The following is a 3,756-nucleotide window of genomic DNA, read 5'->3' as shown; positions in this document are numbered from 1 at the left end:
GGCCCCATCGGAAGGTTTCTTCGTAGAACCACGCTAAGGAAGAACGAAGCCTGAACATGGCTTACAGCGTGGCATTTCTGATCGCCTTGTAAGCTGTTGATCTGCCTATGCCGAGGTGTTTTGCGGCTTGAGCGACGGATTTACCTGCGCCGACGAGATCTTGGAGGGCTGAGATTGTCTCGGGTTGCAATGGCGGGCGCCCAGGGATGCGGCCATGCTTTCGAGCGTTGATCAGGCCGTCTTTGGTGCGCTCAGAGATCAGGCGGCGCTCGAAATGCGCAATGGCCCCGAAGACATGGAACACGAGCTCTCCGGCGGCGGAAGTCGTATCGATCCGCTCCTCGAGGCTGATCAGATTGATCTCTCTGGCTTTGAGGCCGTCGACGGTTTCCAAGAGTTCCTTGAGCGAGCGCCCCAACCGATCGAGGCGAATGACGGCGAGGGTGTCGTTGGGTCTGGCCTGATCAAGCAAGGCTGTCAAACCGGGCCGGTTGAACGTTTTGCCGGAGATCACGTCTTCGAACACGCGAATAGCGCCGTGTTGTAGCAGCCGATCTTTCTGTCCGGACAAATCTTGGTCGACGGTCGAGACCCTTGCGTATCCGAGGATGTCGCCAGTGCGTGGCATGGTGTCTCCAAAATGGCCGTTTTAGGCCCTGATCGCAGGTGGTTACCCTAATCCCGGATTTGTGCAGGATATCTGTCTTTTTAACAGTCTCTATAATATTGGGCGTCTTCAAACTTGCAACAACGTTTTGAGGACGCCTTATGGCCCGTAGACTTCTTTCCTCCCGCGCGTATGCGGACCTCTTCGGGGTGCCGACAGATTCTGAAGCCTTGATCCGTCACTATCTGCTGAGCGGAGATGACATTGATCTGATCCGTACTCGCCGCCGCGCCGAAAACCACCTTGGCTTTGCGGTGCATATTTGTCTGCTGCGCTACCCTGGTTTGGGGTGGAGCGAAGGCATCATGCCGCCAGATGAACTGATCGCCTGGCTTGCAGAGCAACTTCAGATCGATGCTTGTTCTCTCGGTGAATATGCCGTCAGGCGAAATACGCGGCATGAACACCATGCCCTCGCGATGCGCCATTTGGGTCTGTCCCCTTTCGGATCTGAACATGTGCAGCAGGCGGAGGATATCGCCACGAGGGCGGCCTTTGCGACGGATCATGGCGTGAAGATTGTCGAGACGCTGATTGCGGACCTGCGCAAGCACCGTTTGGCGCTGCCGAGCGTGGACACGCTTGAGCGCCTCGCCTTGAAGGGCCGGGCGCGCGCGCGAAGGGAGGCTGCCGCGGCGCTGTTTGATGCCCTCTCACTGGAGCAGCGTGACCATTTGCAGGCGCTCTTGGTGAATGACCCGTCCGTAGGGCAAACGCGGCTCACGTGGTTGCGCGGCTTTCCGCACTCGACCAGCCCGGCCAGCATGGCCGCGCTTCTGGACCGTTTGAAATATCTGCGATCATTGAATCTGCCGCCAGATCTTGGCCAGGGTCTGCACCCGGACCGGCTGCTCAAGTTCGCGCGCGAGGGTGCTGTAGCGCCCGTGAGCTTGCTGAACGACTTTGGCGAGCGGCGGCGGATCGCAACACTCGCGGCGCAGATGGCGGATTTATCCGTCACGATCACCGATGCGACCATCGCCATGTTCGAGCGACTGACCGGCCAGCTCTTCTCAAGATCCCGCAACCATCAGGAGGAGGTTTGGCGTATGGGGAAGACTCGGGTTGGCAAGCTGATGCAGCTCTTCGGCGCATCCATTGATGCCATGGCCCGCGCACAAGACCTGGGGCAAGACCCCTTTGCTGCGCTGGATGCGGATGTCGGATGGGATACGCTCCTGGGCAAGCGTGACGAAATTGCCAGCTTCGGAGAGCTGGCAACCAGTGACCCGCTTTCTCTGGCGGCCGAGCGCTATGCGTATATGCGCAAGTTCGCCCCTGCCTTTCTGGAGGCCTTCCAATTCAATGCGACCGATGCGGGGGATGATCTCAAGGACGCCATCGCCTTGCTGCGGGATCAGAACCGCACCGGCAAACGCAAGTTGCCCGATGATCTGCCCATGCCGTTTGCCGCCAAGCATTGGCCGTCGCTGATCGTCCAAGGCGGTCAGCCACAACGGCGCGTGTATGAAACCGCTATTGTGTCCACCTTACGAGACCGCCTGCGAGCCGGGGATGTCTGGGTCGACGGCAGTCGTGAGTATCGCCGGTTCGACAGCTACCTGATGCCCCGGGACACGGCTGAAACTGTCATGCGGGATGCAGGTTTCGAGACCGATCCGGACGCGTGGCTGGCTGATCGCCGGAGCATGTTGGCGAAACGTCTTGACCAAGTGGACCGCGCCTTGAAACGCAATGCTCTTATCGGCGTCCGTATCGAGCGTGGGCGGCTGAAAATCACACCACATGATGCGGTGACACCTCCTGCTGCGGTGCGTTTGGAACGGGCCATCGACGCCGTGATGCCGCGTATCCGCATCACAGAGCTGCTTTGGGAGGTGAATGCGCAGACCGGGTTCCTTGATGCCTTCACTGACCTGCGGTCTGGCAAGCAGCACGATGAACCCGCTGCAGTTCTGGCCACGATCTTGGCTGGAGCCACCAATCTCGGCTTGGAGCGGATGGCCCACGCCTCATCGCGTGTCAGCCATGCGCAACTGACCTGGGCGCAGACATGGTACCTTCGGCCCGAGACATTCGCGGATGCCTTGGGCCGCATTGTCGATGCCCATCATGGTCTGCCCTTCGCGCGACACTGGGGCGCGGCTGAGCACAGCTCATCAGATGGCCAGTTCTTCTCTGCCAATCGTGGCAGCGGACTCATCAATGCCAAGTACGGGCCTGACCCCGGCCTGAAAATCTACTCTTTCCTGTCGGGCCAGTACGGATCGTTCCATTCCAGCGTTATCGGCGCGACGGCGGGCGAAGCGCCCTTTGTGCTCGACGGTCTTCTGGGCAATCCGGCCAGTTTTGACCCCCTCGTTCACTACACAGATACCGGCGGCGTGTCGGACCACGTCTTTGCCCTGTTCCATCTGTTGGGGATGACGTTTGCCCCGCGCTTGCGCGACTTTCCCGACCGGCGGTTGGCGTGCTTCGGTGGCGCGAAGGCGTGGCCTACCCTGTCGCCTCTGATCGGGAAGCCTATCAATGAAGAGGTGACCCGGCAGCATTGGGGCGACGTCATGCGACTCGCGGCCAGCATCCGCGACAAGTCTCTGAAACCGTCTGAAATCCTGCGAAAGCTTGGGGCGTACCGCCAGCAAAACAGGCTGTATCTTGCCCTCGGTGAAATCGGTCGGATCGAACGCACACTCTTCATGCTTGACTGGATCGAGAACGCCGATCTGCGCATGGAATGCCACGCAGGCCTCAACAAGGGCGAAGCGCGGCACTCGCTGGCCAGGGCCGTCTTTGCCCACTCACAAGGGCGCATTCATGATCGTTCTGACGCGGCTCAACAGAAACGGGCCATGGCGCTCAACCTCGTCATCGCCGCCATCACGTTCTGGAACACGATCTACATGGACAAAGCGGCCAGCCACCTCGCACAGGCCAGCCCGCTCTACGACGCCAAGCTGCTTCCGCATACCTCGCCGCTCGGGTGGGAGCACGTCATCCTATCCGGCGACTTCGATTGGCATTCTGGGACCGCTGACCGCAAAATTGCGCGGCCGCTGAACATCAGACCAGCCAGAGACTGGGAAACGTGAAGATGTTCTCTGAAAGTTCCCCCTTAGCGTGGTTCT

2 protein-coding genes are annotated in these 3,756 nt (G+C 59.9%); one reads left to right on the top strand and one right to left on the bottom strand.

Features of this window, described 5'->3' with window-relative positions; all coding sequences use genetic code 11:
• Positions 1-61: 61 nt before the first annotated feature.
• Complete coding sequence (locus ACSR1C_RS20410) at positions 62-628, bottom strand: recombinase family protein (RefSeq protein ID WP_054540570.1); 567 nt, start codon at positions 626-628, stop codon at positions 62-64.
• Positions 629-768: 140 nt separating this feature from the next.
• On the opposite strand from ACSR1C_RS20410, the gene ACSR1C_RS20405 reads away from it, so the two are divergent.
• Entirely contained in the window at positions 769-3,720 is a 2,952-nt protein-coding gene (locus ACSR1C_RS20405; protein ID WP_054540571.1) for a Tn3 family transposase, read from the top strand.
• The last annotated feature ends 36 nt before the right edge of the window (positions 3,721-3,756 follow it).

This window comes from Actibacterium sp. D185-2 (assembly GCF_054954595.1).
The sequence above is the reverse complement of the archived record's forward strand: the minus strand, read 5'-3'. Positions and strand labels throughout refer to the sequence as shown.